Consider the following 26,794-nt stretch of genomic DNA (forward strand, 5'->3'; position numbering starts at 1 on the left):
CGAGAACGCCGTACGACAGCCTCGTAGGACCGCGACTACTTGCGCATGACCTCCGGCTCGTGACGGCGCAGGAAGCGGGCCACGAAGAAGCCGCAGATCACACCGAGGACGATCAGGGCGATCATGTCCATGCTCCAGGCGCCGACGGTGTGCTGCCACAGCGGGTCATCGGGCTTGCCCTTGCCGGGCGGGCTGATCCTGTTGAAGTCCAGGGTGGCGCCCGCGGCGGCGACCGCCCAGCGCGACGGCATCAGGTACGAGACCTGGTTGACGCCGATCGCGCCGTTCAGGGCGAAGAGGCAGCCCGTGAAGACGACCTGGACGATCGCGAACATGACCAGCAGCGGCATGGTCTTCTCGGAGGTCTTCACCAGCGCGGAGATGATCAGGCCGAACATCATCGAGGTGAAGCCCAGGGCCATGATCGGGATGGTGAGTTCGAGAAGTGTGAGCTTGCCGAGGACCAGGCCCTCGTCCGGGATCTTCCGGCTGGCGAAGCCGATCATGCCGACCAGCAGGCCCTGCAGCACCGTGACGAAGCCGAGCACGAAGACCTTGGACATCAGGTACGCGGAGCGGGACAGGCCGGTCGCGCGCTCCCGCTCGTAGATGACCCGTTCCTTGATCAGCTCCCGGACGGAGTTCGCGGCGCCGGCGAAGCAGGCGCCGACCGCGAGGATCAGCAGGACGGTGGTGGCCGTGCCGTTCGGGACGGGCTGGCCGGTCGCCGGGTTGATTTCCGTGTTGACCAGCAGGTCCTTGCTGGAGTCGATGAGCAGGCTCACCGAGCCGAGCACGAGCGGCAGGATCACCGAGAGGGCCAGGAAGCCCTTGTCCGACGCGATGACCGAGACATAGCGGCGCACCAGCGTGCCGAACTGGGACATCCAGCCCTGTGGCTTGGGCGGCTTCATCGCCTGCATCGGAGGCATCTGTACGCTCTGCGGCGCAACGGCGTCGATGTCCGCGGCGTACATCTGGTAGTGCTGCGAGCCCTTCCAGCGTCCGGCCCAGTCGTAGTCGCGGTAGTTCTCGAAGGCGGAGAAGACATCGGCCCAGGTGTCGTAGCCGAAGAAGTTCAGCGCCTCCTCGGGCGGGCCGAAGTAGGCGACCGCGCCGCCCGGCGCCATCACCAGGAGCTTGTCGCACAGCGCCAGCTCGGCCACGGAGTGGGTGACGACGAGGACCGTACGGCCGTCGTCGGCGAGGCCGCGCAGCAGCTGCATGACGTCGCGGTCCATGCCCGGGTCGAGGCCGGAGGTCGGCTCGTCCAGGAAGATCAGGGACGGCTTGGTGAGCAGCTCCAGAGCCACCGAGACGCGCTTGCGCTGGCCGCCGGAGAGGGAGGTGACCTTCTTCTCCTTGTGGATGTCCAGCTTCAGCTCGCGCAGCACCTCGTCTATCCGGGCCTCGCGCTCGGCGGTCGTGGTGTCGGACGGGAAGCGAAGCTTGGCCGCGTACTTGAGGGCCTTCTTGACGGTCAGTTCCTTGTGCAGGATGTCGTCCTGCGGGACCAGACCGATGCGCTGGCGCAGCTCGGCGAACTGCTTGTACAGGTTCCGGTTGTCGTAGAGGACGTCGCCCTGGTTGGCGGGGCGGTAGCCGGTGAGCGCCTTGAGCAGGGTCGACTTGCCCGAGCCGGACGGCCCGATGACCGCGATCAGGGACTTCTCCGGGACGCCGAAGGAGACGTCCTTGAGGATCTGCTTGCCGCCGTCGACCGTGACCGTCAGATGGCGGGCCGAGAAGGACACCTCACCGGTGTCGACGAACTCCTCGAGGCGGTCGCCGACCAGGCGGAACGTGGAGTGGCCGACGCCGACGATGTCGTTCGGGCCGAGCAGCGCAGAGCCGCCCTTGGCGATCGGCTGGCCGTTGACGTAGGTGCCGTTGTGCGAGCCCAGGTCACGGATCTCGAAGCGGCCGTCGGGTGTGGCGTGGAACTCGGCGTGGTGGCGGGAGACCTGCAGGTCGGAGACGACCAGCTCGTTCTCCAGGGCACGGCCGATGCGCATGATGCGGCCGATGGAGAACTGGTGGAACGTGGTCGGGCTGCGGTCGCCGTAGACCGGCGGCGCCCCCGCGCCACCACCGGGGCCCTGCTGCGGCGGGATGTGCGCGGCGGCCTGCTGCGGCGCGGCCTGCTGCGGCTGCTGCCAGCCGGCCTGCGGGGCCTGCTGCTGCGGCGGTGCCTGCTGCGCCCAGCCGGGGCCCGCGCCCTGGGCGGCGTACGGCTGCTGGGGCTGGGCGACGGCGGCCGCGCCGCTGACGTTCACCAACGGGCCGTCGGTCGCGTTGCCGAGGTGCACCGCCGAGCCGGGCCCGATCTCCATGTGATGGATCCGCTGCCCCTGCACGAACGTGCCGTTGGTGGAGCCCTGGTCCTCAATGGCCCAACTGCGGCCGCCCCAGCTGATCGTGGCGTGACGCCAGGACACTCTGGCGTCGTCGAGCACGATGTCCCCCTGCGGATCACGTCCGAGGGTGTACGGCCTGGACGGGTCGAGCGTCCAGGTACGTCCATTCAATTCCAGTACGAGTTCCGGCACTCCATGCCCCACTGAGTAGTCCCCCGAGTTACCCCCAACACAGGGAGTCTAGGGATGTCGAACATCGTCGGGAACTATTTCAGGCTCGCCCCCCTGACTGAAACTCGGGCCTTGTGAACACCACGCGCATACGCATCGGCTGGTTCCGTTGACGGGGTTGAAACCGACCCGGAGAGTGGTAATCCACGCGAGGGGGACATGTGCGGCCGCCGTGCCGCGATGCGGATCGGGGGGTCTGCCATGAGCGCGTCGTCGAGTGTCGAGAGCGTGCGGAGCGCCACGCACGGCACGAGGGTGCCGTGGGGGGACGTCCTGCTGTCCGCGATCGCCTCTGTGAGCTGGGCGTTGATCGGGATGGCGGGCACGGCGGCGCTCGGCCTGCACCTGCTGGAGGCGGACAAGTCGGGCTCGCTCGGACCGATGACCGCGGCTGTCGTGGCACTTGGGGCGGGTGGTTCGGTCACGCCGTCCGGCGACGTGTCCGCGTTCGGTCTGAAAGGCGCTCAGGCGCATACGGCCGTCACGATCACGCCATTGGGTGTGAGCCTGGTCGGCGCACTCCTGTTGTCGTGGTTCTTCCTACGGTCCTTGCGCGCGGCGGGAGTTGTGATCGCACCGGCCGAACTCCTCGCGCGCGCGGGTGCGGTGGTCGCCCTGTTCGTGGCGACGCTGGGCGGGCTGGCCTGGGCGGGGCACGACGTCATCACCATCGACGGCGGCTCGCTGGGGCTCGACAAGCTGCCGGGCGGGGGCGGAGGGGGCGGCGGCCTCAAGATCCCCGGCCTGGGCGATGTCGGGAACATCGGCGGGCTGTTGCCCGACAACATCGGCAACCTCATCAACGCGAAGGCGGCGGTCGGATTCACCGTCGACACGGCGCCCACGCTGCTGGGCGGTCTCGGCTGGTCGGCCGGCATCCTGCTGATCGCCCTGCTGGCCTCGCGCCGCACTCCCCTGCCGCCCGGTTGGGAGGCCGTGCACCGGGTCGTACGGCCGGCGGCTTCGGCGATCGTCACGGTGATGCTGGTGACGGTGGCGGCAGGGTTCGCGGCGGCGGCGTACGCGGCGATCGGCGACGACCATCCCAAGCGGATCTTCGGCGCCGCGCTGCTGGGCGCGCCCAACGGCACCTGGCTGGGCATCCCGATCGGCCTGTTCGTGCCGTTCGACGGCAGGGCGACCGGCGTACTGACCAACTTCCTGCCGCATCCGCTGGACAACCTGCTCACCGCGAAGACCGACCGGTCGGTGACGCTGGGGCGGCTGGCGGAACTGGACGGGCGGGTGTGGCTGCTGGGAGTGGCGGCGGCCCTGATGATGCTGCTGGCGGGGGTGCTGGCCGCGGTGCGGACACCGGTGGGGGCCGGGCGGCCTGCGGCGGGTGGCCCGGCGGCCGGGGGCAGTGAGCACAGGGGCGCCGAGGCTTGGAGCACGGGGACGGGAGCACACTCCGGTGGCTCCGCGGTGGGCGGGGCTTGGGGAAGCAGCGCCGCGGGGGCTGCGGGTTCCGGAGGCATACGGGGGCCGGGGGCCCTCGGGTTCGCCGGGCGGTGTGCCTTGCGGCTGGGAGTCGTTACGGCGTTGACGTTGCCGCTGCTCGCATGGCTGACGGAGGTGTCGGTGGACGCCTCGCTGTCGGTGCTGGGCTTCGATGCGTTCGGCGCCGGGATCCAGCTGCACGGGCACCTCGGCATGGCGCTGCTCCTGGGCGCCCTGTGGGGTGCGGGGGCGGGGGCTGCCGGGGCACTGCTGGCGTGGGCGACCGGCTCGGCGGGACGGCGGGCGGCGCCGCTGGCGCTGCGGGGCGGGGCCGTGGGGGTACCGGCCGGGGACTCCGGGTATCCGCAGTACGCGCACGAGTCCGGGGTCGGGATGGCTGCGGCCGGGGGCACATCGGGGCCGTACACGCCCGGTGCGCCGTACCGGGCGCCGAACCCCGCGACCAATCCGTATCTGCAGCTGCCGGACGAGCTGCGGGAACCGGAGGACGCGCGGCCGCCGGACGGGGCCCGGCAGGGTGAGGGTGCGCGACCGCCCGGTGCCCCAGGTCGCGGACAGCCGGCCGGTGAGGCGCGGGACCCCGGCAGCTCGCCGCCGCCCGACACCGGCAACAGCAACATGTACGGCGCGCCGACGGTGGCCCGGCCGATCGGGAGTCCCCCGCCCCGGACACCGCGGCAGCCGCTCCGGCCCCGCCGCGGGAAGCAGCCGAAGCCCGGGCGCGACGAGGGCCCGCCCCCACCCCAGCCGCCGCCCCCGCCGGGGAGGCCGAAGGGCGACCGCTGAGCCGGACGGCCGACCGCCGGCTGGACCGCGCCGCCCCTCACGCATGTGCCGGTCGATGTCCCCGCCGACTGGCGGTGCGGCCGCTGCAGTCGTGGCCGACGCACAAGATTCCCACCGGCCCAAGGGAGGCCGCTGACCTGGATGCATCGCCCCTGGGCGGAACCGGGCCCTCCAACGCACCTGTGCCGCGCGAGGTGCACGCCGCGTGCCGGTGCTGCCGGTGCAGTCGTGGCCGGCGCGTAAGGCTCCCGCCATCCGTCCGACACCCACTGTTCCGTGTCCGCTAGGCGGACCGCGGCGGCGGTAGGCACTGGGTGCCGGATACGGTGGGTACACCATGAGCGCTTCGCAGATCCCGACCTCTGACGTCACGCCCGATGCCCCCACCCTCCTTGTCAAGATCTTCGGCAAGGACCGGCCGGGCATCACGGCGGGTCTCTTCGACACTCTCGCCGCCTACTCCGTCGACGTGGTCGACATCGAGCAGGTCGTCACCCGTGGCCGGATCGTGCTGTGCGTGCTCGTGACCCAGCCGCCCGCCGGGCTCGAAGGTGACCTGCGGGCGACCGTCCACAGCTGGGCCGAGTCGATGAGGATGCAGGCGGAGATCATCTCCGGCCGCGGCGACAACCGGCCACGCGGCCTCGGGCGCTCGCTGGTCACCGTCCTCGGCCATCCGCTCACCTCGGAGGCCACGGCCCGGATCGCCGCGAAGATCACCAAGGTCGGCGGCAATATCGACCGTATCTTCCGCCTCGCCAAATACCCCGTGACGGCGGTCGAGTTCGCGGTGTCCGGCGTCGAGACCGAGCCGCTGCGCACCGCCCTCGTGACGGACGCGGCGGCACTGGGTGTCGACGTGGCGGTCGTCGCGGCGGGGCTGCACCGGCGGGCACAGCGACTGGTCGTCATGGACGTCGACTCGACGCTCATCCAGGACGAGGTGATCGAGCTCTTCGCCGCGCACGCGGGCTGCGAGGACAAGGTCGCCGAGGTGACCGCGGCCGCGATGCGCGGGGAGCTGGACTTCGAGCAGTCGCTGCACGCGCGCGTGGCGCTCCTGGAGGGGCTCGACGCGTCCGTGGTGGACAAGGTGCGCAGTGAGGTACGGCTGACACCGGGTGCCCGCACGCTGATCCGCACGCTGAAGCGGCTCGGGTATCAAGTGGGCGTGGTCTCCGGTGGGTTCACCCAGGTCACCGATGACCTCAAGGAGCGGCTCGGGCTGGACTTCGCCCAGGCCAACACCCTGGAGATCGTCGACGGGAAGCTCACCGGCAGGGTCACCGGCGAGATCGTCGACCGCGCCGGCAAGGCGCGGCTGCTGCGCCGGTTCGCCGCGGAGGCGGGCGTACCGCTCGCCCAGACCGTGGCGATCGGCGACGGCGCCAATGACCTGGACATGCTCAACGCGGCCGGTCTCGGCGTCGCCTTCAACGCCAAGCCGGTCGTACGGGAGGCGGCGCACACCGCGGTGAACGTGCCCTTCCTGGACACGGTCCTGTATCTGCTGGGCGTCACCCGGGAAGAGGTCGAGGCGGCGGACACGCACGACGATGAGTAGTCGCCCCCATCCGTACGTCGAGGGGCCCGGCACCGCGGTGGTGCCGGGCCCCTCGGTCGCCGTGTCGTCTACTCGGTCGGCGCCCAGTAGTCGAGCAGCGTGGCCACGCCCGGCTCCAGGGTCTTCCAGGGGCCCTCGAAGGACAGGACGGCGAAGGCGGCGGCCGGGAAGCCGCGGCGGTTCATCCGCTCGCCGACGTCGCCCTCGGCCGAGCCGGCCAGGATCTCGGCGAGGCCCTGCACACCCGGGTTGTGGCCGATCAGTACGGCATTCTGCGCGTCGTCGGGGGTCTCATTGAGCAGCGCGATCAGCTCACCGGGTGAGGCCTCGTAGATCCGCTCCTCATAGACGGTTTTCGGCCGATGCGGGAATTCGTGGACGGCGAGCTTCCAGGTCTCGCGGGTCCGGATCGCGGTGGAGCACAGGGCCAGATCGAAGGGGATACCGGTGTCGGCCAGCTTGCGTCCGGCGACTGCGGCGTCCGTACGGCCCCGCTCGGCGAGGGGGCGCTCATGGTCGGTCACCTGTGGCCAGTCGGCTTTCGCATGCCGGAAGAGGACGATCCTGCGGGGTTCTGCGACGCTCATGGGAACCAGCTTCGCATGAAACAGGCCATGGGGCGCAGGGAGTTGACCGGCGCCCGAACCGGTGTTCAGCGCGCTATGAGCTGCTGTGCACGCTCGAACAGGTGGGTGATCGCCGGGTCGCCCGCCGCCGCCTGCGCGTCCGACGGGTTCAGCATCAGCGCCAGAAGCACGATGAAGGCGAGTGTCGGCAGGGCGAGGGCCCACCAGGGCAGCCGGATGTCGACGCCACCCGTGGTCGCCGGGTGGGGCCGGGTGTGCGACTGGGCCGACATGGGTGCCTCCGCTGGTCTTCGAATGGCCGGTGGTCCGCCGCTCGCGGCCACACTTCGAAGTTACGGAATCCGGAGCCCTCAACCCATCCGGAGATCCACCCAGTTGACCCTGACACTCGCCCCCTAGGGGATGGTGGGGCTAGCCCCACCACCGGACCCCGATAAGGCCCGCGTCATCGGGCGTCAGGGCGAAGCGATCGTCGCGATGATGGCGATGATCACGAAGATGGCGAGGAACGAGCCGAAGACGAGCAGCATCTTCTTCTGGCCGTTCTGGGGGTTCGGGTCGAGCACTGGCATGGGGCCAGTCTCGCACCCTGCGCCCGCGAGGGTCCGGCCGGGGGTCAGCGGGCCGCCTCGTCCTCCACCGTGCGGTTGCGCCCTGCCAGGACGCCCACCACCATCTGCGGGACCATCAGGGCGGCCATGAGCGCGATCGGCAGTCCCCAGCCGCCGCTGTGCTGGTAGAGCACGCCCACCAGGAGCGGGCCGGGGATGGAGATCAGATAGCCGGTGCTCTGGGCGAAGGCCGACAGCTGGGCGACGCCCGCGCCGGTCCTGGCCCGCATACCGACCATGGTGAGGGCCAGCGGGAAGGCGCAGTTGGCGACGCCGAGCAGCAGTGCCCAGGCCCAGGCTCCGGCGGCCGGTGCGAGGTACAGGCCGGCGTAACCGGCCAGGCCGCAGGCGCCCAGCACGAGCACGATCGGCCCCTGGTGCGGCAGCCTGGTGGCGACGCGCGGGATGACGAAGGCCAGCGGCACCCCCATCACCATCGTGACGGCGAGCAGCAGCCCTGCCGTGCTCGCGGGCACGCCCGCGTCCCGGAAGATCTGCGCCATCCAGCCCATCGTGATGTACGCGGCGGTGGCCTGGAGCCCGAAGAACACGGCGAGCGCCCAGGCCGTACGGCTCCGGGTGATCCGCAGCGCGGACGCCTCCACGCGCGCGTGCTCCTGTCGCCCGGGCAGCTGCCCGGCAGGCCCCGCACCCCGCTGCCGTACGAACGGAATCCACGGCAGTACGGCCGCCGCCGCGAGGGCCGCCCACACCGTGAGCCCCGACTGCCAACTCCCGCCCAGCGCCTCGGTCATGGGCACCGTCGCTGCGGCCGCGGAGGCGGTGCCCAGGGCGAGCGCCATCGAGTAGAGGCCGGTCATGGAGCCCACCCGGTCCGGGAACCAGCGCTTGACGATGACCGGCATCAGGACGTTGCTGACCGCGATGCCCATGAGGGCGAGCGCGCTGGCGGCCAGGAAGCCGGCCGTGCCGCCCGCGTACGGCCGTATGAGCAGGCCTGCGGTGATGGCGACCATGCCCGCGCAGACGACCGCGCCCGCTCCGAAGCGACGGGCCAGGCGCGGGGCCGTGACGCCGAAAACCGCGAAGCAGAGCGGAGGCACGGAGGTGAGCAGGCCGGCCATGCTTCCGCTCATGCCGAGGCCGTCGCGGACGTCTTCGAGGAGCGCGCCGAGACTCGTGATGGCGGGGCGGAGGTTGAGCGCCGACAGGACGATGCCGATCACGAGCAATCTCGTCGTCCACGCGTGCGTGGCGGGTCGCTGGGGCTGGTCCGCGGCCGAACTGCGCACGGCCGTGGACGTCGTCGTCCGGGTTTCCTCACTTGCCATGCGACCCATCATAGAATCATAGGATGATTGGTTGTCCATCCCCGGGTCGAGCGAACCCGCCCACCTCGTGCGAAGGTGTGCCATGCCCCTGAGTCATCCCCGTCGTTCCGCGCTGTCCGAGCAGGTCATCGCCGCGCTGCGGCAGCAGATCACCTCGGGCGAGTGGCCGGTCGGCTCCCGCATTCCGACGGAGCCGGAGCTGGTCGAGCTGCTCGGCGTCGCCCGGAACACGGTCCGTGAGGCGGTTCGCGCGCTCGCGCACAACGGGCTGCTGGACATCCGGCAGGGCTCGGGCACATACGTCGTGGCGACCAGTGAGCTGGCGGGCGTGATGCACCGCCGCTTCGCGGACGCGGATCCCCGGCACATCGCCGAGCTGCGCTCCACGCTGGAGTCGGCCGCGGCGAAGCTCGCAGCCGAGCGGCGTACCGAGAAGGACCTCAAGCAGCTGGACGCGCTGCTGGTGCGGCGCGAGGAGGGCTGGGCGTCGGGCGACAAGGAGACGTTCGTGACGGCGGACGCAACCTTCCACCTGGCCGTGGTGGCGGCCTCCCACAACGACGTGATGACCGCGATGTACGCGGACCTCGGCGAGGTGCTGCGGGACTGGCTGCGCGAGGACGTCGGCGAGGAGCTGACGCCGGAGACGTACATGGAGCACACACGACTGGTCGACGCGATCCGCGCGGGCGACGCCGAGGCGGCCGGTGCGGAGGCGGCCGGCTATCCGTTCCTGTGCCGTCCCGGACGGTTCACCGCTTCTGGTGACTGATCCACACCGAGCCGACTTCCTTCCAGCACCGGCCGGTGAGGCGCACCGTCATCGCCGGACCGGTGTCGACCGGGGGGCCGTCGGTGTCGAGGTCCCACCACCGGGCGCACTCGACGTGCAGGCTGACGGCATCGGTCCCCGGATAGGGGTTGTGGCAGTACGCGGTCACGTGGGAGCCGGTGATCCTGGTGCGGCACTCGGCGCCGAAGAGCTGCGGGGCCGGTGGTTTCCCGGGCTTCACGCGCGCGTGGGGCATCGCCTCGTACGGCAGGGACATCACGAGAGCTACGGCGACGGTCACTGAGGCCAGGCTGCGGAAGATGCGCACAAGGGGACCTCCTCGGCCGCGCTGGGGAGGGAATCACGTACTGAACACGTAATCCAGAGTGCGCAGTTGAGCCCCGGCTACGCCCGGCCGGATAGGCCGAACGGGTGATATGCCGAGGGCGCGCGCCCGGCCGGACGCGCGCCCTAAGATCGCCGTTCAGACCCTGGCGGCTGCGATCACGCGCCGATGGCGTGCAGACCGCCGTCCACGTGGATGATCTCGCCCGTGGTCTTCGGGAACCAGTCGCTCAGCAGCGCCACGACGCCCTTGCCGGCCGGCTCCGGGTCCTTGAGGTCCCACTCCAGCGGGGAGCGGCTGTCCCAGACGGAGGCCAGATCGGCGAAGCCCGGGATGGACTTCGCGGCCATCGAGCCGATCGGGCCCGCGGAGATCAGGTTGCAGCGGATGTTCTGCTTGCCCAGGTCGCGTGCCATGTAGCGGCTGGTGGCCTCCAGGGCGGCCTTGGCCGGGCCCATCCAGTCGTACTGCGGCCAGGCGTACTGGGCGTCGAAGGTGAGGCCGACGACCGAGCCGCCGTTCTGCATCAGCGGCAGACAGGCCATGGTCAGCGACTTCAGGGAGTACGCCGAGACATGCATGGCCGTGGCGACCGACTCGAACGGCGTGTTGAGGAAGTTGCCGCCGAGCGCGTCCTGCGGCGCGAAGCCGATGGAGTGCACGACGCCGTCGAGGCCGCCGAGCTCCTCACCGACCAGGTCGGCCAGGCGGCCCAGGTGCTCGTCATTGGTGACGTCGAGCTCGATGACCTTGGTGGGCTTGGGGAGCTTCTTGGCGATGCGCTCGGTCAGCGTGGGCCGCGGGAACGCGGTCAGGATGATCTCGGCGCCCTGCTCCTGGGCCAGCTTGGCGGCGTGGAAGGCGATGGAGGACTCCATCAGCACACCGGTGATCAGGACGCGCTTGCCCTCGAGAATTCCGCTCATGGTGATCAGTGACCCATTCCCAGTCCGCCGTCAACAGGGATGACGGCTCCAGTGATGTACGAGGCGTCGTCCGAGGCGAGGAACCGCACCGTCGCGGCCACCTCCTCCGGCTGCGCATAACGACCGAGCGGCACCTGCTGCACGATGTTCGCACGCTGCTCGTCGGTGAGCGCCTTGGTCATGTCGGTGTCGACGAAGCCGGGTGCGACGACGTTGAAGGTGATGTTGCGCGAGCCCAGCTCACGGGCGAGGGAGCGCGCGAAGCCCACTAGGGCGGCCTTGGAGGCGGCGTAGTTGGCCTGCCCGGGGCCGCCGTACAGCCCGACGACCGACGAGATCAGGACGACGCGGCCCTTCTTGGCGCGCAGCATGCCGCGGTTGGCACGCTTGACCACGCGGAAGGCGCCGGTGAGGTTGGTGTCGACGACGGAGGTGAAGTCCTCCTCGGACATGCGCATCAGGAGCTGGTCCTTGGTGATCCCGGCGTTGGCGATCAGGACCTCGACCGGGCCGTGCTCGGCCTCGATCTCCTTGTAGGCCTGCTCCACCTGCTCGGTATCGGTGATGTCGCACTTGACGGCCAGGAAACCGGCCGGCGGCTCCCCCGAGCGGTAAGTGATGGCGACCTTGTCGCCGGCATCGGCGAATGCGCGGGCGATGGCGAGGCCGATGCCCCGGTTGCCTCCGGTGACGAGAACCGAGCGGCTCAACGGATCACCCTTTCGATAGCGGTCTGATACGTCCGCCCGAATACCTGGATGACAGGCGGCTCCCTCGAAAACCTATCGGTCCCGGCGCTCGTGCGGACAATCGGGCACCGACAGTGGCTTACGGGACTCGCTGTCGGGTCCCTACAGAAAGTTCCCGGTGCCGACCCGAAACCTGTGGTCCGCGGGCCCGCCGGCGCGACATGATCGGAGCAACCACAGGTCACGACAGGTCACGACAACAAGGAGAGACCTCGGTGCCTCATTCCATCGACGAAGCCTTCACGGCACTTCCCCTACGCGCCCTGGCCGACGCGGCGCTGGCACGCGCGCGTGCCCTGGGTGCCGAACATGCGGACTTCCGGTTCGAGCGGGTGCGCAGCGCGTCCTGGCGCTTCCGGGACGCCAAGCCCGCCGGTTCGTCGGACACCACCGACCTCGGATACGCGGTGCGCGTCGTACACGGCGGCACATGGGGCTTCGCATCGGGGGTGGACCTGAGCCTGGACGCCGCCGCCAAGGTCGCCTCGCAGGCGGTGGCGATGGCCAAGCTCTCCGCCCAGGTGCTCAAGGCGGCCGGTTCGGACGAGCGCGTGGAGCTCGCCGGCGAGCCCGTGCACGCGGAGAAGACATGGATCTCGTCGTACGAGATCGACCCGTTCTCCGTGCCCGACGAGGAGAAGTCGGCGCTGCTGGCGGACTGGAGCACACAGCTGCTGGCGGCGAACGGCGTCAACCACGTCGACGCCTCGCTGCTCACCGTGCATGAGAACAAGTTCTACGCCGACACGGCGGGGACCGTGACCACCCAGCAGCGCGTCCGGCTGCACCCGCAGCTGACGGCCGTGTCGGTCGACGAGTCCAGCGGCGAGTTCGACTCGATGCGCACCATCGCGCCGCCCGTCGGGCGCGGCTGGGAGTACCTCACCGGCACCGGCTGGGACTGGGAGAGCGAGCTCGCGCAGATCCCGGAGCTGCTCGCCGAGAAGATGCGCGCACCGAGCGTCGAGGCGGGCCTGTACGACCTGGTCGTCGACCCGTCCAATCTGTGGCTGACCATCCACGAGTCCATCGGTCACGCCACCGAACTGGACCGCGCCCTCGGCTACGAGGCCGCCTACGCCGGCACCTCCTTCGCCACCTTCGACCAGCTCGGCAAGCTCAAGTACGGCTCCGAGCTGATGAACGTCACCGGCGACCGCACCGCCGAGCACGGCCTGGCGACCATCGGTTACGACGACGAGGGTGTCGAGGGCCAGTCCTGGGACCTGGTCAAGGACGGCACGCTGGTCGGCTACCAGCTGGACCGGCGCATCGCGAAGCTGACCGGGTTCGAGCGGTCCAACGGCTGCGCGTTCGCCGACTCCCCCGGACACGTTCCGGTGCAGCGCATGGCCAACGTGTCGCTGCAGCCCGATCCGGCCGGGATGGCGACGGAGGACCTGATCGGCGGGGTCGACCGCGGGATCTACGTCGTCGGGGACCGGTCCTGGTCCATCGACATGCAGCGCTACAACTTCCAGTTCACGGGTCAGCGGTTCTTCAAGATCGAGAACGGGCGCATCACCGGGCAGCTGCGGGACGTCGCGTACCAGGCGACGACCACCGACTTCTGGGGCTCGATGGCCGCCGTGGGCGGCCCGCAGACGTATGTCCTCGGGGGTGCCTTCAACTGCGGCAAGGCCCAGCCGGGCCAGGTCGCCGCCGTGTCGCACGGCTGCCCCTCCGCGCTCTTCAAGGGCGTCAACATCCTCAACACCACGCAGGAGGCCGGTCGATGAGCGCCCGCAGCAACAAGCCGCACGAGATCGTCGAGCGGGCACTGGAGCTGTCCACCGCCGACGGCTGCGTCGTGATCGCCGACGAACACTCGACCGCCAACCTGCGCTGGGCCGGCAACGCGCTGACCACGAACGGCGTCACGCGCGGGCGTACCCTCACGGTCGTCGCGACCGTCGACGGCAAGGAGGGGACCGCCTCCGGTGTCGTCTCCCGCTCGGCCGTGACCGTGGAGGAGCTGGAGCCGCTGGTGCGGGCCGCCGAGGGCGCCGCGCGCGGCGCCGGGCCTGCGGAGGACGCGCAGCCGCTGGTCACGGGCGTTGCCCAGTCGCCGGACTTCACGGACGGGCCCGCCGAGACCTCGTCGACCGTGTTCGCGGACTTTGCACCGGCGCTCGGTGAGGCCTTCGCACGCGCGCGTGCGGGCGGCCGCGAGCTGTACGGCTTCGCCAACCACGAACTCGTGACGAGCTATGTCGGTACGTCGACGGGGCTGCGCCTGCGCCACGACCAGCCCAACGGAACACTGGAGCTGAACGCCAAGTCCCCGGACCGTACGCGCTCGGCGTGGGCGGGCCGCTCCACGCGGGACTTCAAGGACGTCGACCCGGCGGCGCTGGACGCGGAGCTCGCCGTACGCCTCGGGTGGGCGGAGCGGCGGATCGAGCTGCCCGCGGGGCGGTACGAGACGCTGCTGCCGCCGACCGCCGTCGCGGACCTGCTGATCTACCAGATGTGGTCGGCGTCCGGCCGGGACGCGGTCGAGGGGCGCACGGTGTTCTCCAAGCCGGGCGGCGGCACGCGCGTGGGCGACAAGCTCAGCGAGCTGCCGCTGACCCTGCGCAGCGACCCGAACGAGCCGGGCCTGGAGTCGGCACCCTTCGTGATCGCGCACTCCTCCGGCGGCGACCAGTCGGTGTTCGACAACGGCCTGCCGCTCGCGGCCACCGAGTGGGTGCGGCAGGGCGAGCTGACCCATCTGACGACGACCCGGCACAGCGCGGGCCTGACCGGGCTGCCGGTGGCTCCCACCATCGACAACCTCGTCCTGACCGGCGGGGAGGACCGCTCGCTGGAGGAGATGGTCGCGAACACCGAGCGCGGGCTGCTGCTGACCTGCCTCTGGTACATCCGCGAGGTCGACCCGGCCACCCTGCTGCTCACCGGCCTGACCAGGGACGGCGTCTATCTCGTCGAGAACGGCCAGGTGACCGGCGAGGTCAACAACTTCCGGTTCAACGAGTCGCCGGTCGACCTGCTCGGGCGGGCCACCGAGGCCGGGCGCACCGAAAAGACGCTGCCGAGGGAGTGGAGCGACTGGTTCACTAAGGCTGCGATGCCTGCGCTGCGGGTGCCCGACTTCAATATGAGCTCTGTCAGTCAGGGCGTATAACCTCGTAGCCGGTAGTCGCTCGACTGCCCGAAGATCATCAAGGAGATACGAGAACCGTGACGGACATCGTCGACGAGCTGAAGTGGCGGGGGCTGTGGGCCCTGTCCACTGACGAGGATGCTTTGCGCAAGGCGCTCGCGGACGGTCCCGTCACGTTCTATTGCGGCTTCGACCCGACCGCGGCCAGTCTGCACGTCGGCCACCTGGTCCAGGTCCTCACCATGCGCCGGCTCCAGCAGGCAGGCCTGCGTCCGCTGGCGCTGGTGGGCGGCGCCACCGGCCAGATCGGTGACCCGCGCCCCACGGCGGAGCGGACGCTCAACGACCCGGAGACGGTCGCGAACTGGGTGACCCGGCTGCGTGCGCAGATCGAGCCGTTCCTGTCCTTCGAGGGCGAGAACGCCGCGGTCATGGTGAACAACCTGGACTGGACGGCCGGTCTGTCGGCCATCGAGTTCCTCCGGGACATCGGCAAGCACTTCCGCGTCAACAAGATGCTGACGAAGGACTCCGTCGCCCGGCGTCTGGAGTCCGAAGAAGGCATCAGCTACACGGAGTTCAGCTACCAGCTCCTGCAGGGCATGGACTTCCTGGAGCTGTACCGCCGCCACGGCTGCACCCTGCAGCAGGGCGGCAGCGACCAGTGGGGCAACCTCACCGCGGGCCTCGACCTGATCCACCGTCTCGAACCGCACGCCAGTGTGCATGCGCTGGCGACGCCGCTGATGACCAAGGCGGACGGCACCAAGTTCGGCAAGACCGAGGGCGGTGCCATCTGGCTCGACGCCGAGATGACGACGCCGTACGCGTTCTACCAGTTCTGGCTGAACGTGGACGACCGGGATGTCTCGACGTACATGCGGATCCTGTCCTTCAAGTCCCGTGAGGAACTCGAAGAGCTGGAGAAGCAGACCGAGGAGCGTCCGCAGGCGCGTGCCGCGCAGCGCGCGCTGGCGGAGGAGCTGACGACGCTGGTGCACGGCGCCGACCAGACGGCCGCGGTGGTTGCCGCGTCCCGCGCCCTCTTCGGGCAGGGTGAGCTGGCGGAGCTGGACGCTGCGACGCTGGCGGCGGCGCTGTCCGAGGTGCCGCACGTCCAGGTCGCCGAGCCCGGTCTCGTGGTGGACCTGTTCGCCGAGGTCGGTCTGGTGGCCAGTAAGTCGGCTGCGCGGCGGACCGTGAAGGAGGGCGGCGCTTACGTGAACAACGTGAAGATCGCCTCCGAGGACGCGGTTCCCGCCAAGGAGGATCTGCTGCACGGGCGGTGGCTTGTGCTGCGGCGTGGCAAGAAGAATCTTGCCGCTGTTGAGGTTACTGGAGCGTAAGCGCCGTAGGGGTGCGGAGATCTGCGGGCTGCGGCTCTCGTCGTGGTTGTTCGCGCAGTTCCCCGCGCCCCTAAAGCAGTTCCCCGCGCCCCTGAAAAGGGGCGCGTCAGCTCACGCCTGTTGTTTGTGCTTGCCCAGTGTTGCCATGTATGCCATGTCGGCCAGGAAGACGATGATGATCGCGGCGACCAGCTGGAAGGCGTGACGGCTCCAGTCGATGCCGCGGGTCGAGGCGACGCCGACCGCGCGGGCGACGGCGTTGCCGGCGATCGCGCCGAGCATGCCGCAGATGGTGGTCAGCCAGAGGGGGCTGTGCTGCTTGCCGGGGATGACCGCCTTGGCGATCAGGCCCAGTACGAAACCCACAATGATCGCCCACAACCAGCCCATGGCTGCCTCCTCGTACGGCTCGACGTGAGCATTACGCCCAGTGTCGGCCCGTGCACCGTACGGCGCATGTCGGGTGGGGCTGTACTCGCTGCGACTGAGGCCGTTCGGCCAGGTCGGAGGTGACCCGGTCTCGTAGGCGGCGCAGGCGCGGCGTAACGTTGGAGGTGTCCGGGTGCCGTCCCCCGACCGGGGACGGACCGGGCACGGGGACGGGGACGGTCCGATGCGGGCGGATGGTGGAATGTGATGCGGAAGCAGCATGGCGGCGGCAACAGCCAGGTGTTCCGGATCACCGGGGCTCGGGCGAGCCTCGACGACGACGTGCGCGGCAGACAGCGCCGGTACGTCATCTCGATGTCGATCCGCACGGTGTCGGTGATCCTCGCGGCCTCTCTGTGGAACGTCGAACGGCACGTCGCGATCGTGGCGTTGGTCCTCGGACTGGTCCTCCCCTACATCGCCGTGGTGATCGCGAACGCGGGGCGGGAGAATGCGCCGTCGCTTCCGTCGACGTTCGTGAGGGCCCCGATGCGTCCGATGATTGCGCCGCCGCGCACGAACGACGGTTTCGCGGAACCCGTCCCGGAAGATGTCGCGGCCGAGCCCGCACCGGGCGCACGAAGCGAGCCGCACGACCACGCGTGACCACCACGGAAGGGCCGCAAACGGAAGTCGGCTCCGCACCAAGCTCAAGAAAAGCTCAGATCAATCATGTTGTTCCGGTGCCGGGCGACGGGTTACCCGTGACATACTTCGTAGGCGCTCCGCATCCCCCGTCGGAGCGACAGACCGACGCCGGGCAGCTCCCCCCGTGGCTGCTCGGCGTCGCCTTGTTCTGCGCCTTGTTCAGCCCGCCTGTGAGACGAACCCGTGAGTGAAGAGAACCCGATCTGCTCCGCCAAGGGCTGCCGCGCCGATGCCGTGTGGGTGCTCGCGTGGAACAACCCGAAGATCCACACGCCGGAGCGGCGCAAGACATGGCTCGCCTGTGAGGAGCACCGGGAGCACCTTTCCCAGTTCCTCGGTGTACGGGGTTTCCTCAAGGACGTGGTCCTGCTGAAGGAATGGGAGTCCGCCGAGGGCAGCTAGGCCTGTCCGGCGCTAGCCGCCGATCGCCGACATCGGGCGGTCCGGCTGGACGAAGGACGGGTCGTCCAGGCCCGCGCCCGCTTTCTTGCCCCACATGGCCAGTCGCCAGATGCGGGCGATCTCCTCGTCAGGGGCGTCGGAGCGCAGGGCGGCGCGCAGGTCCGTCTCCTCCTGGGCGAACAGGCAGGTGCGTATCTGGCCGTCGGCCGTGAGGCGGGTGCGGTCGCAGGCCGCGCAGAACGGGCGGGTGACGGAGGCGATGACGCCGACGCGATGCGGGCCGCCGTCCACGACCCAGCGCTCGGCGGGGGCCGAGCCGCGCTCGTCCGCGCCCTCCTCGGTCAGGTCGAAGCGGGTGCGCAGCGAGGCCAGGATGTCGCCCGCGGTGACCATGCCCTCGCGCTTCCAGCCGTGCTGGGCGTCCAGGGGCATCTGCTCGATGAAGCGCAGTTCGTAGTCGTGCTCCACCGCCCAGGCGAGGAGGTCCGGGGCCTCGTCCTCGTTCAGTCCCGGCATCAGGACGGTGTTGACCTTGACCGGGGTCAGGCCTGCGTCGCGGGCGGCGTCCAGGCCCTCGATGACGTCCTTGTGCCGGTCCCGGCGGGTGAGGATCTTGAAGGTGTCGGGGCGCAGGGTGTCGAGGGAGACGTTGACCCGGTCCAGGCCCGCTGCCTTCAGGGCCGTCGCCGTGCGCTTGAGGCCGATGCCGTTCGTCGTCAGGGACATCTGGGGGCGGGGGTGCAGCGCGGCGACCCGCTCGACGATGCCGACCAGGCCCGGGCGCAGCAGGGGTTCGCCGCCGGTGAAGCGGACCTCCTTGATGCCCAGGGAGGTGACGGCGATGTCGATCAGGCGGACGATCTCGTCGTCGGTGAGCAGGTCGGGCTTGGCCAGCCACTGCAGGCCCTCTTCGGGCATGCAGTACGTACATCGCAGGTTGCACCGGTCGGTCAGCGAGACTCTCAGGTCGGTGGCCACCCGGCCGTAGGTGTCGATGAGCACGTGGGCCCCCTCCCTCGTAACGGATCAGTCCGGCTCCATCTTTTCCCGTCACCTGCGAGCCTACGTGACACCACCGACAACGACAGCGGCCCGATCCCACGAGGTACGGCACGGCCGCGTCGTAGATCCCTACGACGCGGCCGCTCAGGGGGGTGTGTACAGCGGAGTTGAGGGGGTTCAGCGGGTCGTCAGTGGGCGCCGGTGCCGGTCAGGGACCGGACCTCCAGCTCCGCGTACTTGCCCTTGTCGGGCTCCTCCTTGGACAGATACGTGCCGAGGACGCCCAGCAGGAAGCCGACCGGGATCGAGATGATGCCCGGGTTCTCCAGCGGGAACCAGTGGAAGTCGACGTGGGGGAACATCGATGTCTCCTTGCCGGAGACCACTGGCGAGAACAGGACCAGACCGACCGCTGTGATCAGGCCGCCGTAGATCGACCACAGGGCTCCCCGGGTGGTGAACCGCTTCCAGAAGAGGCTGTAGAGGATGGTCGGCAGGTTGGCGGAGGCGGCGACCGCGAAGGCGAGGGCGACCAGGCCGGCCACGTTCAGGTCGCGGGCCAGGGCGCCGAGGCAGATCGAGACGGCTCCGATCGCGACCGTCGCAAGGCGGGCCGCGCGCAGTTCCTCCTTCTCGGTGGCCTCGCCCTTCTTGATGACGTTGGCGTAGATGTCGTGGGCGAACGACGAGGACGAGGCCAGGGTCAGGCCCGCGACGACCGCGAGGATGGTGGCGAAGGCGACCGCGGAGATGGACGCGAGCAGGATGGCGCCCCAGTTGGAGTCGACACCGCCCAGATGCAGGGCCAGCAGCGGTGCGGCCGTGTTGCCCGCCTTGTTGGAGGCGACGATCTCGTCCGGCTTGATGAGCGCCGCGGCGCCGAAGCCGAGCGCGAGCGTCATCAGGTAGAAGGCGCCGATGAGGCCGATCGCCCAGTTGACGGACTTACGCGCGGCCTTGGCCGTGGGCACGGTGTAGAAACGGATCAGGATGTGCGGCAGGCCCGCGGTGCCCAGGACCAGGGCGATGCCCAGGGAGATGAAGTCCAGCTTGGACGTCGACGTGAGGCCGTACTTGAGACCGGGCTCCAGGAAGGCCGAGCCCTTGCCGCTGTTGTCGGCGGCTTTGCCGAGCAGGTCGGAAATGTTGAAGTGGAACTTCAGCAGGACCAGGAAGGTCAGCAGCAGGGCGCCCACGATGAGCAGCACGGCCTTGACCATCTGGACCCAGGTGGTGCCCTTCATGCCGCCGATGGTGACGTACACGATCATCAGGAGGCCGACGAGCGCCACGATGCCGATCTTGCCGCCGTCGCTGGTGATGCCGAGCAGCAGCGAGACCAGGACGCCCGCGCCCGCCATCTGGGCCAGCAGGTAGAAGATCGAGACCACGATGGTGGAGGTGCCGGCCGCCGTGCGGACCGGGCGCTGGCGCATCCGGTACGCGAGGACGTCGCCCATGGTGTACCGGCCGGAGTTGCGCAGCGGCTCGGCGACCAGGAGGAGCGCCACCAGCCAGGCGACCAGGAAGCCGATGGAGTACAGGAAGCCGTCGTAGCCGGCCAGCGAGATCGCGCCCGCGATGCCGAGGAAGGACGCGGCTGACATGTAGTCGCCGGAGACGGCGAGGCCGTTCTGGAAGGCGGTGAACTGGCGGCCGCCGGCGTAGAAGTCGGCGGCGTCCTTGGTCTGGCGGCCCGCCCATACGGTGATCACGAGGGTCGCGGCGACGAACACCGAGAACAGGGTGATGATCAGCGGCCGGTGCTGACTGGCCTCACCGGCGGCCAGCACGGTCTGCTGCGCGATGCTCATACGTCGCCCTCCATACGGGACTTGATCGCCTCGGCCTTGGGGTCGAGCTGGGCGGCGGCGTGCCGCGAGTACCACCAGGCGATGAGGAAAGTGGTGAGGAACTGGGCGAGGCCCAGCACCAGGGCGACGTTGATGTTGCCGAACAGCTTGGTGCCCATGAAGTCGTCCGCGTAGTTCGACAGCAGGACGTAGAGCAGGTACCAGGCGATGAAGGCGATGGTCAGCGGGAAGGCGAAGGAGCGGTGGGCGCGGCGCAGTTCACCGAACTCCGCACTCTCCTGCTCCGCGACGAACTCCTCGGTTGACGGGAGTTTGGCTGTGGTTTTCGAGGGGGGCGGTGTCTCGGTGGCCACGGAGTCTCCTCGCGTTGCGGATGCGGTTTGTTACGGGGATCGGGGGCGAGTGTCCTCGTGCTCCCTGTCCAAGGTCACGGCGCCACGCGAGGGCAGGTTCAACTCCCTTGACCTGTTTCCGAACTCACCTTGGGCAACTCATTGCTGACCAGCGACTTCGGGAGATAGCTTCGGCCTGCACCACCAGTCATGTACCTGCCCGAGCAGCACCTGCGTCTCGGGCTGTTTCGTTTCCGGATGATGTGGAGACCCCATGGCTCATCTGCGTTCCAGACGTCGGCTCGCCCTCGCCGTACCGGTCGTGCTGTCGCTGACCGCCTCGCTCGGCTTCCTGCCGGCGGCCGCACAGGCCGCCCCGCGCGTGGAGTCCGCCGCCCAGGCGGCCGATGCGGGCACCTTCGCCTACCTCGTCAATACGAAGACGGACCCTTACACGATCAAGTCGGTCAAGTCGGCGATCAATGCGGCCGGCGGTTCCGTCGTGGTGTCGTACGACAGGATCGGCGTGATAGTCGTCCACTCCGCGAACCCCGACTTCGCCAAGGAGATACGCAAGGTGCGCGGCGTGCAGTCCGCGGGCGCCTCGCGGACCTCGCCGGTGCAGGCGGCGGGGACGACGGACGAGGGCGCGGTGCAGTACCTCTCCAAGGCCGAGGCCGCGAAGGTCGCGAAGACCTCGACGGCCGGCGAGGAGCCTCTCGAGGCCGACCAGTGGGACCTGCGCGCGATCGGCGCCGACAAGGCCGCGCAGATCGACCCGGGCAGCAAGAGCGTGACCGTCGCCGTCATCGATGTCGGCGTCGACGACACCCACCCCGACATCGCGCCGAACTTCTCGCCCTCGCAGTCCGCCAACTGTGTGAGCGGCAAGGCGGACACCACATACGGTTCCTGGCGGCCGGTGGACGCCGACCACTACCACGGCACGCATGTGGCGGGCGAGATCGCCGCGGCCCGCAACGGCATCGGGGTCGCGGGTGTCGCGCCCGGTGTGAAGGTCGCCGGCATCACGGTGGCCCAGCCGGACGCGAACCAGCTGTTCTTCCCCGAGAGCGTCGTCTGCGCCTTCGTGTTCGCCGCCGACCACGGCGTCGAGATCACCAACAACAGCTACTACGTTGATCCATGGCAGTACAACTGCATGGACGACCCCGATCAACGTGCCATCGTTGATGCGGTCAACAGGGCCCAGTTGTACGCCCAGCACAAGGGCACCCTCAATGTCGCCGCGGCGGGCAACTCCAACAACGACCTCGACTCGAACGCCCTTGTGGACGCCTCCAGCCCCGACGACTCGACGCCCGTGACCCGCACGGTCGACCCGCACGAGTGCTTCGACGTGCCGACCCAGCTGCCGGGCGTGGTCACGGTCAGCGCGACCGGTGTCAAGGGCGCGAAGTCCTACTACTCGAGCTACGGCGACGGTGTGATCGACGTCGCGGCGCCGGGCGGCGACAAGTACCAGATCCCGGACACGCCGTCGAAGAACGGCCGCATCCTGTCGACGCTGCCGAACAACCAGTACGGCTACCTCCAGGGCACGTCGATGGCGACTCCGCACGTCGCGGCCGTCGCCGCGCTGCTGAAGTCGACGCACCCGTGGGCGACTCCGGCCCAGCTGCAGGCCCTCCTCAAGGCCGAGGCGGACAACCCCGGCTGCCCGACCGACCCGTACGACGGGAACGGCGACGGCGTCGTGGACGCCACCTGCGTGGGCGGAAAGCGGATCAACGGATTCTACGGTTTCGGCATCGTCAACGCGCTGCGCGCGGTGAAGTAGACCCTGTGCTCGCACGGGCGGCGCGGAGTCAGAGACCGCGCCGCCCCGGACTTCCCGCACGGTCCGCACATACCGCTCGCACCGCGAACGAACTGGAGACACTGACACATGACAGCGCCTCACCCGCGCTACCGCCGCGCGATCGCGATCCCGCTCGGGATGGCGACGGCAACGGCCCTCGCGTTCCTCCCGAACGTCACGGCCGCGGCGGCGGACACCGCGCCGACCGCCTCGACCGCCGCCGACGCGAGCCCGCTCAGCTACGTCGTCAACGTCCGCCCCGGGCACGGCACTTCGGCGTATGTGGACAAGGCGATAGCCGAGGCCGGCGGCACGATCGTGACGTCGTACGACGAGATCGGCGTGATCGTCGTCCACTCGGCGAACCCCGACTTCGCCAGGACCATCCGCACGGTGCACGGGGTGGAGTCGGCCGGCAACACCCGCAACGCTCCGCTGCCTGCTCAGTCGACGACCGACGTGGGCACACCCAAGGCGCTCACCGCCGAGGAGCTGAAGGGCGTTCAGGCCGCCGACGGGCAGGATCCGTTGGAGCCCCTGCAGTGGGATCTCGCCGCCATCAAGGCGGACAAGGCGCACGAGAAGTCGCTGGGCAGCCCGAAGGTCACGGTCGGCGTGATCGACACCGGCGTCGACGACACGCACCCCGACATCGCGCCGAACTTCAACCGGAACGCCTCGGTCAACTGCGTGTCGGGCAAGCCGGACACCACCGACGGCGCCTGGCGTCCCGCGGCCGGGGAGAGCCCGCACGGCACGCATGTGGCGGGCGAGATCGCGGCCGCGAAGAACGGCATCGGCATGACCGGTGTCGCACCTGGCGTGAAGGTCGCGGGCATCAAGGTGGCCGACCCGAAGGGCTACTTCTACACCGAGGCCGTGGTCTGCGGATTCGTGTGGGCGGCCGAACACGGTGTCGACGTCACCAACAACAGCTATTACACCGACCCCTGGTACTTCAACTGCACCGACGACCCGGACCAGAAGGCGCTCGTGGACGCCGTCACCCGGGCCGCGCGGTTCGCGGAGCGCAAGGGCACGGTCAACGTCGCGGCAGCCGGCAACGAGAACTACGACCTGGCGTCGGACTCGATCACGGACCCGTCCTCGCCGAACGACGGCACGCCCTCCGACCGGGCGATCGACCCGTCCAAGTGCCTTGACATTCCGACCCAGTTGCCGGGTGTGGTGACCGTAGCGGCGACCGGCGCGAAGGGCATCAAGTCGTCGTTCTCCAACTACGGTCTGGGCACCATCGACGTGGCCGCGCCGGGCGGCGACTCGACCCGCTACCAGGCCCCGGCCCCGCCGGCCACGAGCGGTCAGATCCTGGGCACGCTGCCCGGCGGCAAGTGGGGCTACATGGCCGGTACGTCGATGGCCTCGCCGCATGTGGCGGCCGTCGCCGCATTGATCAAGTCAACCCACCCGTACGCCTCGCCGGCCCTGGTGAAGGCCCTGCTGTACGCCGAGGCCGACGCCACGGCGTGCACGGACCCGTACGACATCAACGGGGACGGCAAGGTCGACGCGGTGTGCCAGGGGCCGAAGAACTACAACGGCTTCTACGGCTGGGGCACCGTGGACGCGTTGAACGCGGTGACCAAGTAGGCCGGACGAGGCCGATATATTGATTCAGTCAATACTGCATAGTGAAGTAATGACTGGAATCAAGATTGCCTGGTCCGCGCTGGGCGGCGACCCCGCCCTTCTCCCACGAGTGTCGACCGTGGTGCGGGAGGGTGCGCTCGAAGCGCGCCTTCCCGTACGGGAGTTGGCGCGGGCCTGCGTCGGAGCGTGTGCGCTGGCCGGTGCCGAGCTGGGGGCGCGGCGGGGCGGGCCGGCGGCGGTACCCGATGTGCGGGTGGACGACGGGGCCGTCGCTGCGGCCTTCCACAGTGAGCGGCAGCTGCTGGTCGACGGGCGGGCGCCGGTCACCTTCGCGCCGTTGTCGCGGTTCTGGCGGACGGCGGACGGGTGGGTGCGGACGCATGCGAACTACCCGCACCACCGGGCGCGGCTGCTGGACGCGTTGGGGGTGCCGGACGATGTGACCGCCGTCGAAGCGGCGCTGGCCGAGCGGTCCTCCCTGGAGGTCGAGGAGACCGTGTACGGGGCCGGGGGTCTGGCCGTGGCACTGCGGACCGCCAAGGAGTGGGCCGCGCACGAGCAGGCCGTCGCGGTGGCTGCGCGGCCGCTGGTGGAGCGCGAGCGGCTCGACTCCGCACGCACACGCGTGCTCGCCCCGCTCGACGCAACTCCCCTGCTGCCCGCGGCCGGAGTGCGGGTCCTCGACCTGACCCGGGTCCTGGCCGGTCCGGTCGCCACCCGCACGCTCGCCCTGCTGGGCGCGGACGTACTGCGCGTCGACCACCCGCAGCTGCCCGAACTGTCCGACCAGCACGCCGACACGGGCTTCGGGAAGCGGTCGACGACGCTGGACCTGGTGGCCGGCCGGCGCACCTTCGAGGAGCTGCTCGCGGCGGCGGACGTGGTCGTCACGGGCTACCGGCCGGGCGCCCTGGACCGGTTCGGGCTGTCGCCGCAGGCGCTTTCGGAACGGCGGCCCGGGCTGGTCGTGGCGCAGGTGTCGGCATGGGGCGCGTACGGGCCGTGGGGTGAGCGGCGCGGCTTCGACAGCCTGGTGCAGGTGGCCTCGGGGATCGCCGCCGTCGAGGGCTCCATGGAGCAGCCGGGTGCGCTGCCCGCGCAGGCGCTCGACCACGGGACCGGCTATCTGCTGGCGGCGGCCGTGCTGCGGGCGCTGACCGAGCAGTCGCACGAGGGCGGCAGCCGGTTCGTACGACTGGCACTGGCGCGGACGGCGGAGTGGCTCCTGAACGGCATGGGGGCCGGTGCCGCGGGGGACAACTCGTACGACGGGCCCGGTGCGTGGCTGGCCGAGACGGACAGCTCGCTGGGGCGGCTGCGATATGCCCTGCCGCCGGTCTCCTTCGCGGGCGGGCCCGTCGACTGGGCACGGCCGCCGGTGCCCTGGGGGACGGATCCCGCGCGGTGGGTCTGAGTCACGGTCTCTGAGTCAGGGGAGCGACCGAAAACGTACCCATGGGCAGAATGCCGTACCCCAGTTGTCTTACTCCACTTGCCCGGTTCTGCGGCGGCTGGCGAACATCGTGAGGTGACGTTGACAAAACCCACGGCCGGGGAGGCCGGGGCCAGGGGGCCGGTAGGGCGCCCCGGTGCCGGCCGGGCCGTCGCCGTCCTCGTCCTGGTGGCTCTGGCCGCGCTGATACCGCTGCTCGGCCCGTCCACCGCGCTGCACGACACGGGGGAGGCCGCCGCACCCGGAGTCGGGGGCATCGCGCTGTTGCGGGCGGTGCTGTTCGCCGCGCTGTGCGTGCCGCTGGGCGAGTTGTTGGTGAACCGTCTGGTCCGTTCGCTGCCCGGCACCCCCGAGGCCGTGCCCCGCAGTTGGGCGCCGTACGCGGCCGCCGCCGGTTTCGTCGCCGCACTGGGCCTCGCCTCGGTCGTGTCCACCGGCAACCTGGTGCCGCACAGCCTCGCCGACATCAACGTCGGCGGCCTCTACGACTCGCGGGACGGCCGGCTCGCGCTGGTCGAGGTCAACGCCTTTCTCGCGGCGGGTCTCTGCGCCCTCTCGCGCCGCCCGGTCACCCAGGTCTGGCCGCTGGCCGCGGTCGTCGCCGCGGAGGCCCTGCGCGCGCACCCCTCCACCGAACACAGTCCGCTGGTCGGATCGGGGCTGACGGTGGTGCACCTGACGTGCGCGACGCTATGGACGGGCAGTCTGCTGTACACGCTGCGGACGGTGCGCCGGTGGGGCCGCTCGGAGCTGGGCGCGGCCCTGTTGGGGCTGTACGCGCGCGTGGCGGCCGTTCTGCTGGCGGTCATCACCGCGACCGGGGTGTGGAGTTCGCTGCGCCGCATGCCGTCGCACACGATCCTGGACCAGCTGACGACGACGGCGTACGGGCGCACCCTGCTCGCCAAGGTGATCCTCGTGGCCGTCGTCGCCCTGCTCGCCCTGTGGGCGCGGATCCGGCTGCGCCGCGCCGCCGACCCGCTGACGGCCTGCTTCCCCGCGCGCATGGAGATCGCCGCGCTCGCGGTGGTGGTCCTGGTGTCGGGGCTGCTGACGGCGCTGCCGCTGCCGATCCGCTGGTCGTGACATCAATCAGTTGATCAACCCGTCGATGGAGATCAACCATTGACGAGGGGTCAGACGA

Annotated in this window: 24 protein-coding genes; 12 read left to right on the forward strand and 12 right to left on the reverse strand. The window is 70.0% G+C overall.

Annotated elements, in window-relative coordinates:
* Nucleotides 1-35: 35 nt before the first annotated feature.
* Nucleotides 36-2,549: an ABC transporter ATP-binding protein/permease gene (locus tag P2Q00_RS07575; protein ID WP_275770788.1), complete on the reverse strand. Its 2,514-nt coding sequence runs from the start codon at nucleotides 2,547-2,549 to the stop codon at nucleotides 36-38.
* A gap of 240 nt (nucleotides 2,550-2,789) precedes the next feature.
* Here P2Q00_RS07575 and P2Q00_RS07580 point away from each other — a divergent pair, with 240 nt between their 5' ends.
* Nucleotides 2,790-4,835: a streptophobe family protein gene (locus tag P2Q00_RS07580; protein ID WP_275770789.1), complete on the forward strand. Its 2,046-nt coding sequence runs from the start codon at nucleotides 2,790-2,792 to the stop codon at nucleotides 4,833-4,835.
* A 337-nt stretch (nucleotides 4,836-5,172) separates the two neighbouring features.
* Nucleotides 5,173-6,399: a phosphoserine phosphatase SerB gene (serB, locus tag P2Q00_RS07585; protein ID WP_275770805.1), complete on the forward strand. Its 1,227-nt coding sequence runs from the start codon at nucleotides 5,173-5,175 to the stop codon at nucleotides 6,397-6,399.
* 68 nt (nucleotides 6,400-6,467) lie between these two features.
* On the opposite strand, the gene P2Q00_RS07590 is transcribed toward serB, so the two are convergent.
* The 4 genes from P2Q00_RS07590 to P2Q00_RS07605 all read right to left on the reverse strand — a co-directional run bounded on the left by P2Q00_RS07590 (nucleotide 6,468) and on the right by P2Q00_RS07605 (nucleotide 8,901).
* Nucleotides 6,468-6,986 (reverse strand): SixA phosphatase family protein, encoded by a 519-nt coding sequence (locus P2Q00_RS07590; protein WP_275770808.1) that lies wholly within the window; start codon nucleotides 6,984-6,986, stop codon nucleotides 6,468-6,470.
* 65 nt (nucleotides 6,987-7,051) lie between these two features.
* The gene (locus P2Q00_RS07595; RefSeq protein WP_275770811.1) at nucleotides 7,052-7,258 is read right to left on the reverse strand and encodes a hypothetical protein; all 207 of its coding nucleotides are present in this window, start codon (nucleotides 7,256-7,258) and stop codon (nucleotides 7,052-7,054) included.
* 183 nt (nucleotides 7,259-7,441) lie between these two features.
* On the reverse strand, nucleotides 7,442-7,558 hold the full coding sequence (locus P2Q00_RS07600; RefSeq protein WP_269787331.1) for an SGM_5486 family transporter-associated protein: 117 nt from the start codon (nucleotides 7,556-7,558) through the stop codon (nucleotides 7,442-7,444).
* 44 nt (nucleotides 7,559-7,602) lie between these two features.
* Nucleotides 7,603-8,901, reverse strand: coding sequence for a CynX/NimT family MFS transporter (locus P2Q00_RS07605; protein ID WP_275770815.1), 1,299 nt, complete (start codon nucleotides 8,899-8,901; stop codon nucleotides 7,603-7,605).
* A 70-nt stretch (nucleotides 8,902-8,971) separates the two neighbouring features.
* Between P2Q00_RS07605 and P2Q00_RS07610 the strand changes: the two genes are divergently transcribed.
* On the forward strand, nucleotides 8,972-9,661 hold the full coding sequence (locus tag P2Q00_RS07610; RefSeq protein WP_275770816.1) for a FadR/GntR family transcriptional regulator: 690 nt from the start codon (nucleotides 8,972-8,974) through the stop codon (nucleotides 9,659-9,661).
* Here P2Q00_RS07610 and P2Q00_RS07615 read toward each other — a convergent pair.
* The 3 genes from P2Q00_RS07615 to fabG all read right to left on the reverse strand — a co-directional run bounded on the left by P2Q00_RS07615 (nucleotide 9,642) and on the right by fabG (nucleotide 11,643).
* Nucleotides 9,642-9,989: a hypothetical protein gene (locus P2Q00_RS07615; RefSeq protein WP_275770817.1), complete on the reverse strand. Its 348-nt coding sequence runs from the start codon at nucleotides 9,987-9,989 to the stop codon at nucleotides 9,642-9,644. The genes P2Q00_RS07610 and P2Q00_RS07615 overlap by 20 nt on opposite strands.
* 176 nt (nucleotides 9,990-10,165) lie before the next feature.
* On the reverse strand, nucleotides 10,166-10,933 hold the full coding sequence (gene fabI / locus P2Q00_RS07620) for an enoyl-ACP reductase FabI (protein WP_275770819.1): 768 nt from the start codon (nucleotides 10,931-10,933) through the stop codon (nucleotides 10,166-10,168).
* 5 nt (nucleotides 10,934-10,938) lie between these two features.
* Entirely contained in the window at nucleotides 10,939-11,643 is a 705-nt protein-coding gene (fabG, locus tag P2Q00_RS07625; protein ID WP_275770821.1) for a 3-oxoacyl-[acyl-carrier-protein] reductase, read from the reverse strand.
* A 254-nt stretch (nucleotides 11,644-11,897) separates the two neighbouring features.
* On the opposite strand from fabG, the gene P2Q00_RS07630 reads away from it, so the two are divergent.
* The 3 genes from P2Q00_RS07630 to tyrS are packed head-to-tail and all read left to right on the forward strand — an operon-like array spanning nucleotide 11,898 to nucleotide 16,137.
* Complete coding sequence (locus P2Q00_RS07630; RefSeq protein WP_275770822.1) at nucleotides 11,898-13,421, forward strand: TldD/PmbA family protein; 1,524 nt, start codon at nucleotides 11,898-11,900, stop codon at nucleotides 13,419-13,421.
* Nucleotides 13,418-14,812, forward strand: a complete 1,395-nt coding sequence (locus P2Q00_RS07635; RefSeq protein ID WP_275770823.1) for a metallopeptidase TldD-related protein — start codon at nucleotides 13,418-13,420, stop codon at nucleotides 14,810-14,812. The genes P2Q00_RS07630 and P2Q00_RS07635 overlap by 4 nt, the downstream gene beginning before the upstream one ends.
* A gap of 56 nt (nucleotides 14,813-14,868) precedes the next feature.
* A complete protein-coding gene (tyrS, locus tag P2Q00_RS07640; RefSeq protein ID WP_275770824.1) occupies nucleotides 14,869-16,137 on the forward strand; it encodes a tyrosine--tRNA ligase in 1,269 nt (422 codons plus the stop codon).
* Between the two features lie 111 nt (nucleotides 16,138-16,248).
* Here the strand turns inward: tyrS and P2Q00_RS07645 are convergent, their stop codons facing one another.
* Entirely contained in the window at nucleotides 16,249-16,527 is a 279-nt protein-coding gene (locus tag P2Q00_RS07645) for a GlsB/YeaQ/YmgE family stress response membrane protein (protein ID WP_275770825.1), read from the reverse strand.
* A gap of 246 nt (nucleotides 16,528-16,773) precedes the next feature.
* On the opposite strand from P2Q00_RS07645, the gene P2Q00_RS07650 reads away from it, so the two are divergent.
* Both P2Q00_RS07650 and P2Q00_RS07655 read left to right on the forward strand, forming a co-directional pair.
* The gene (locus P2Q00_RS07650) at nucleotides 16,774-17,172 is read left to right on the forward strand and encodes a DUF3099 domain-containing protein (RefSeq protein ID WP_275770826.1); all 399 of its coding nucleotides are present in this window, start codon (nucleotides 16,774-16,776) and stop codon (nucleotides 17,170-17,172) included.
* 225 nt (nucleotides 17,173-17,397) lie between these two features.
* A complete protein-coding gene (locus P2Q00_RS07655; RefSeq protein ID WP_275770828.1) occupies nucleotides 17,398-17,616 on the forward strand; it encodes a hypothetical protein in 219 nt (72 codons plus the stop codon).
* Nucleotides 17,617-17,628: 12 nt separating this feature from the next.
* Here P2Q00_RS07655 and moaA read toward each other — a convergent pair whose 3' ends face one another.
* From moaA to P2Q00_RS07670, 3 genes are all read right to left on the reverse strand, one after another.
* Complete coding sequence (gene moaA, locus P2Q00_RS07660; RefSeq protein WP_275770829.1) at nucleotides 17,629-18,618, reverse strand: GTP 3',8-cyclase MoaA; 990 nt, start codon at nucleotides 18,616-18,618, stop codon at nucleotides 17,629-17,631.
* A gap of 188 nt (nucleotides 18,619-18,806) precedes the next feature.
* Complete coding sequence (locus P2Q00_RS07665) at nucleotides 18,807-20,432, reverse strand: monocarboxylic acid transporter (protein ID WP_275770832.1); 1,626 nt, start codon at nucleotides 20,430-20,432, stop codon at nucleotides 18,807-18,809.
* Nucleotides 20,429-20,785, reverse strand: a complete 357-nt coding sequence (locus P2Q00_RS07670; protein WP_275770834.1) for a DUF485 domain-containing protein — start codon at nucleotides 20,783-20,785, stop codon at nucleotides 20,429-20,431. The genes P2Q00_RS07665 and P2Q00_RS07670 overlap by 4 nt, the downstream gene beginning before the upstream one ends.
* Before the next feature lie 253 nt (nucleotides 20,786-21,038).
* Here P2Q00_RS07670 and P2Q00_RS07675 point away from each other — a divergent pair, with 253 nt between their 5' ends.
* From P2Q00_RS07675 to P2Q00_RS07690, 4 genes are all read left to right on the forward strand, one after another.
* Nucleotides 21,039-22,565 (forward strand): S8 family serine peptidase, encoded by a 1,527-nt coding sequence (locus P2Q00_RS07675; protein WP_275770836.1) that lies wholly within the window; start codon nucleotides 21,039-21,041, stop codon nucleotides 22,563-22,565.
* Between the two features lie 108 nt (nucleotides 22,566-22,673).
* Nucleotides 22,674-24,197, forward strand: a complete 1,524-nt coding sequence (locus P2Q00_RS07680) for a S8 family serine peptidase (protein ID WP_275770837.1) — start codon at nucleotides 22,674-22,676, stop codon at nucleotides 24,195-24,197.
* Nucleotides 24,198-24,246: 49 nt separating this feature from the next.
* Complete coding sequence (locus P2Q00_RS07685; RefSeq protein WP_275770839.1) at nucleotides 24,247-25,611, forward strand: CoA transferase; 1,365 nt, start codon at nucleotides 24,247-24,249, stop codon at nucleotides 25,609-25,611.
* A gap of 114 nt (nucleotides 25,612-25,725) precedes the next feature.
* Nucleotides 25,726-26,736 (forward strand): CopD family protein, encoded by a 1,011-nt coding sequence (locus tag P2Q00_RS07690; RefSeq protein WP_275770841.1) that lies wholly within the window; start codon nucleotides 25,726-25,728, stop codon nucleotides 26,734-26,736.
* Nucleotides 26,737-26,794 lie beyond the last annotated feature (58 nt).

Source organism: Streptomyces coacervatus (assembly GCF_029223485.1).
GTDB classification, from domain to species: domain Bacteria; phylum Actinomycetota; class Actinomycetes; order Streptomycetales; family Streptomycetaceae; genus Streptomyces; species Streptomyces coacervatus.